The organism is Salegentibacter sp. (assembly GCF_041642575.1).
Taxonomy (GTDB): domain Bacteria; phylum Bacteroidota; class Bacteroidia; order Flavobacteriales; family Flavobacteriaceae; genus Salegentibacter.
Map to the genome: position 1 here is coordinate 1 of NZ_JBEPWD010000124.1, position 4772 is coordinate 4772.

The following is a 4772-nucleotide window of genomic DNA, read 5'->3' on the forward strand; positions in this document are numbered from 1 at the left end:
ATTTTTGATAGTCAGTTCGGGCTTAAGGATAACCTCACTCATGATGAATTTTTTATCAATGCGTTCCATTTTCCCAACAGCCGGACATTTTAAACTTTCAAAATCCAGTTTAGAATATTCAGCAACGGCCGTAAAAGAGGTCATAAAACAACTAACTACAGAGGCAGTGAAAAGGTGTTCGGGAGACCAGATGCCTTCAATCCCTCCCGGAAATTCAGGGGGAGTAGCTACTTCTATTTCATCGTTTAATTGTGGAGATGAAATTTTCCCCTTTCTTGTTTCTGTCCATTCAAGGTCCAGATTATAATAGTGTGTTTGTGGTTCCATATTTATAGTTTTATAAGAAGAACCAAACCGACTCTTCCCGATTATTTTTCAGTTTCGGCGGCTTGTGCCTCTGCCTGATGGAAATTCACTTCTTCCCAGGCACCTCCGTTATAGCACTCAATTCCCATTTGGGAAAGCATTTGAGTGGCAATTCCGCTTCGGTTACCTGTTCTGCAACACAGGATGAGAGGTTGCTTTTGAGCCTTTATCTCATCCATTTGTTTGTTCAATTCCTGCAACGGAATGTTCAATGATCCAGCTACGTGCCCACCTGCAAATTCAGGTCTTGTTCGAACATCAATTACCGTGGCTCCATCCTTAATCATTTGAGTAAAATCCATATTGTTTTTCTTTTTCGTTTTCTTTTTAAAACTGCTAAACAATAAGGCACCCATAAAAGCACCATATAAAGTGGCGTTCACGGGATCTGATGTTATCGCACATCCCCCGCTTTCACAGCCTATGGTACTGTAATAGATAAATCCGGCAAGTGCCCCAACACCCAATCCGGCTATAATAAGTTTGTTATTGTTTAGTAACTGCATTTTCTTTTTCAGCTGCAAAAATAATACTAGGCTTGAGTTACTACAGTTACATTTGTTACAATAAGCTATTTATGAACTTAGTTATTCCTTTTTCTTCTGATTATATTCGTTTCAGAAGCCGGAATGATCAATCTTCTTTAAATATCAATTCTCCCGCCAGTTCCAATTCATTTTCTGAAATAGTATGGGGACGGTTTTCATAGATCTTTACACTTACATCGGCATTCATATTATTAAGGATCTCAGCCGTTCTTTTAACCCGTCCAACGGGCACGTGAGCATCGGGATCACCTGTCCCAATAAAAATGGGCGTGCCCTCAAAATCTCCGGTATATTTTTCGGGATCAAGGGACTCTCCTATAAGACCCCCTGTAAAAGCTGTTATCCCGCCATATCTTTTAGCGTTTTGCGCTGCAAACTCCAGGCAAAGACAGGCGCCCTGTGAAAATCCCAAAAGATAAATGTCTTTTGATTTGAACCCTTTTTCCAGTAATTCTTCAATAATATCCCTCAACATTTCCATGGCAGCAGAAAGCCAGGGTCCATTCTCCTTCACAGGAGCCAGAAAAGAATTAGGATACCAGGTATTATTACTTGCTTGGGGAGCTATCAAAGCAAAATCTTTAAGAGGTAAATGAGATTCCAGGTTTAGAATATCCCCGGCACTTGCTCCTCTTCCGTGTAATAAAATAAGGACCTTTTGCGCTTCATCAAGGTTTTTTCCTGCGGTATGTATATCTTTTTTGTGCATAAACTATCGATTTAATTTGGGAAGAAGTCTTTCTATTCTTTCCCTTGAAGCTTCATATTGTTCAGGTAATTTAAGATTGCTCCCAAGTTCTTCCAAAGACTCATCTCTGGTAAAGCCCGGGTTATCAGTGGCAATTTCGAACAGTACTCCACCTGGTTCCCTAAAATAAAGAGAATAGAAATAATCCCGGTCAATTTTCCCGGTTATATTGAAACCGGCCTCGACGATCTTTTTTCTGAAGTATTCCTGAGAATCTTCATCTTTTACCCTGAAAGCAATATGATGATTTGTGCCCGCTGCGTTAACCCCTCGCTCTCCGGCAGGATCTTCTATGATATCTATAATGGAAGCATTTTCCACAGCATCTGTAATATAGCGGAAACGGTTTCCTTCCTGTTCCTTTAATTTATAACCGAAGATATTCATAAGGACACCTGCAGTTGGAGCCTGGTTGTAGAGACTTAAGGCAACATAATGAAAGCCTTTTATGGCAACATCGGCTTTAATTTCTTCTGTTTCCCAGGCCTCCCGGGAATCAACTGACTTAGGTACAATAAGTTTCAGCTTGAGTCCATCAGGATCTTCGAAGGGGAGGAATTTTTCGCCAAATTCTTCTGATGCCTTCCCGTAATTTACTCCATGTTGGTCAAATCGTTTCTGCCAGAAATTCAAGCTTCCTTCGGGGACACTATAGCCAATTTCAGTGGCCATGCCAACTCCGTTTTTTCCTTTTTTTGCCCGTGGCCAGGGAAAAAAGGTTAGGATGGTTCCCGGAAACCCCGTTTTATTCCCAAAATAGAAATGATAGGTTTGAGGATCGTCAAAGTTCACCGTTTTCTTTACCATTCTTAAACCCAGAACTTTGGTGTAGAAATCATAATTTCTTTGCGGATCTCCGGCAATTGCTGTGATATGATGTAATCCGAGTATTTTATTTTCCATTATGTATACTTGTTATCTAAAGAAATAAAATTTGAAATAAAATCCGGTTAAAGTAATGGTAAAATATCAGTTTCAGAATTAAGTCCTTGATCCTAAACTTGGGGTTTGAAGTCGGAAAATATTTAAAATTTCTTCCTCATAATTTATGGTTTTAAACTGATAATATTTAAGCCAAAACACCGAATAAAAATAGGGCTGAAGTCTGATAGTTTCAGGCAAGTGCCAGAACCAACAAAAATCAGCCCTTAAGAGAAAAACTTCAGATTAGAACTGAAGCTTAGAATTTCTAATTAAGATTCGCGATGATCATTTTCATTTTACTCTGAACTTCTGTAGCAAGCCCTCGCAGATCTTCATTTTCTGCAGCTTGCATTGAAGCAATAGGGTCTACTGCCGAAACCTCGATCTCTCCATTGTCGTTTTCTTCCACTACTACATTGCAAGGAAGTAAAACCCCTATTTTGTCCTCACTGGTTAAAGCCTTGTGAGCAAAGTGAGGGTTACAGGCGCCCAGAATCTTGTATTTTTTAAATTCTACATCAATTTTCTTTTTCAGGGTTTCTTTCACATCAATTTCGGTAAGTACCCCAAAACCTTCTTTTTTCAGTTCTGCTGTTACCTTTTCTATAGCATCCTCGAATGAGGTGTTCTTTAAGGTTGTATTAAAATAGTAACTCATAATATATGTTTTTAAACTCGGTTTAATTTTATCCTTGAATTTAAGAATAATAGTTCAGTCTTATTTATAAAGCTGGATTAAAATTTTCTTAATTGGAATCAAAAGTACTCCAATTAACAAGAGTGAATTTGATTGTGAGAAGGAAAGGGGTGGAGCAAAACATTAGATTTTTCAGAATAATAATCAGGCTTGAAATCTCCTATCTAAATGAGAAAAAAGTTTACTTTTGTGTAGCCAATCCATTCTTACTGACTAAATATGAGCCAAAAAGTCCTGCTTACTTCTAAAGAGATAAATATTATTCTGCACAGGCTGGCTTGTCAATTAATCGAAAACCATACGAATTTTAAGGAATCAGTCCTTATCGGACTGCAACCACGCGGAATTTTTCTGGCCGGAAGAATTCTAAATATCCTTCAAAAGGAATATAAGCTGAAGGATGTAAAATGGGGACAATTAGATATTACTTTTTACCGGGATGATTTCCGGCGAAGCGATAAACCTCTGGAGGCTAATAAAACAAAAATAGATTTTGTGGTAGAGGATAAGCGTGTGATCTTTATTGATGATGTGTTATATACCGGTCGAAGTATTAGGGCGGCATTGACTGCAATCCAGTCCTTTGGCCGGCCAAAGGAAATTGAACTCCTGAGTCTGATAGACCGCAGGTTTAGCCGGCATTTGCCTATCCAACCCGATTACACAGGGCGACAGGTTGATGCCATAAACGAAGAGAAAGTTATAGTGAACTGGAAGGAAAATGATGGGGAAGATGGGGTTTACCTTATCTCGAAATAATGAAGCAAAAACAGGAAAAATAGATGAGTGAACTTAGTGTAAACCACCTATTAGGCATAAAATATCTCAAAAAGAAGGATATTGAGCTTATATTTCATACCGCCGATCATTTTAAGGAGGTGATCAACCGGCCCATTAAAAAAGTTCCTTCGCTTCGGGACATTACTATTGCAAACCTTTTTTTTGAGAATTCTACCCGAACCCGGCTTTCTTTTGAACTGGCAGAAAAACGTCTTAGTGCTGATGTGATAAATTTTTCCGCCGCATCGTCTTCAGTAAAAAAAGGAGAAACTCTTATAGATACCGTAAATAATATTCTTTCCATGAAGGTGGATATGGTGGTGATGCGACATCCAAATCCAGGGGCAGGAATTTTTCTTTCCAAACATGTGAATGCCAGTATTATTAATGCTGGAGATGGTGCTCATGAACATCCTACCCAAGCCTTGCTAGACACTTATTCCATACGAGAACGCCTGGGCGAGGTAGCCGGGAAAAAAGTGGTGATTGTTGGTGATATCCTGCACAGCAGGGTAGCTCTTTCCAATATTTTCGCCTTAAAATTGCAAGGTGCAGAAGTGAAGGTTTGTGGTCCAAAAACCCTTATCCCTAAGCACATTGAATCTCTGGGTGTAAAGGTTGAAACCGATTTGAGGAAAGCTCTGGAATGGGCTGATGTGGCAAATATGCTAAGGGTTCAAAACGAACGAATGGAAATTAGTTATTTCCC

The 4772-nt window shown here is 39.1% G+C and carries 7 protein-coding genes; 2 read left to right on the plus strand and 5 right to left on the minus strand.

The annotated features are described in order from the left end of the window. The 5 genes from ACESK1_RS12035 to ACESK1_RS12055 form a co-directional block, all read right to left on the minus strand. Positions 1 to 327: OsmC family protein (locus ACESK1_RS12035; protein ID WP_372920426.1), on the minus strand; the 327-nt coding region annotated here is incomplete at its 3' end. 41 nt (positions 328 to 368) lie between these two features. Then, the gene (locus ACESK1_RS12040; protein ID WP_372920427.1) at positions 369 to 872 is read right to left on the minus strand and encodes a rhodanese-like domain-containing protein; all 504 of its coding nucleotides are present in this window, start codon (positions 870 to 872) and stop codon (positions 369 to 371) included. Between the two features lie 127 nt (positions 873 to 999). Next, positions 1000 to 1623, minus strand: a complete 624-nt coding sequence (locus tag ACESK1_RS12045; RefSeq protein WP_372920428.1) for an alpha/beta hydrolase — start codon at positions 1621 to 1623, stop codon at positions 1000 to 1002. A 3-nt stretch (positions 1624 to 1626) separates the two neighbouring features. Next, on the minus strand, positions 1627 to 2565 hold the full coding sequence (locus ACESK1_RS12050) for a ring-cleaving dioxygenase (protein WP_372920429.1): 939 nt from the start codon (positions 2563 to 2565) through the stop codon (positions 1627 to 1629). 286 nt (positions 2566 to 2851) lie between these two features. Next, positions 2852 to 3244, minus strand: a complete 393-nt coding sequence (locus ACESK1_RS12055; RefSeq protein WP_372920430.1) for a DUF302 domain-containing protein — start codon at positions 3242 to 3244, stop codon at positions 2852 to 2854. 258 nt (positions 3245 to 3502) lie between these two features. Between ACESK1_RS12055 and pyrR the strand changes: the two genes are divergently transcribed. After that, positions 3503 to 4042, plus strand: a complete 540-nt coding sequence (pyrR, locus tag ACESK1_RS12060) for a bifunctional pyr operon transcriptional regulator/uracil phosphoribosyltransferase PyrR (RefSeq protein ID WP_372920431.1) — start codon at positions 3503 to 3505, stop codon at positions 4040 to 4042. A gap of 23 nt (positions 4043 to 4065) precedes the next feature. Continuing rightward, a partial coding sequence (locus ACESK1_RS12065; RefSeq protein WP_372920432.1) for an aspartate carbamoyltransferase catalytic subunit occupies positions 4066 to 4772 on the plus strand: 707 nt, incomplete at its 3' end.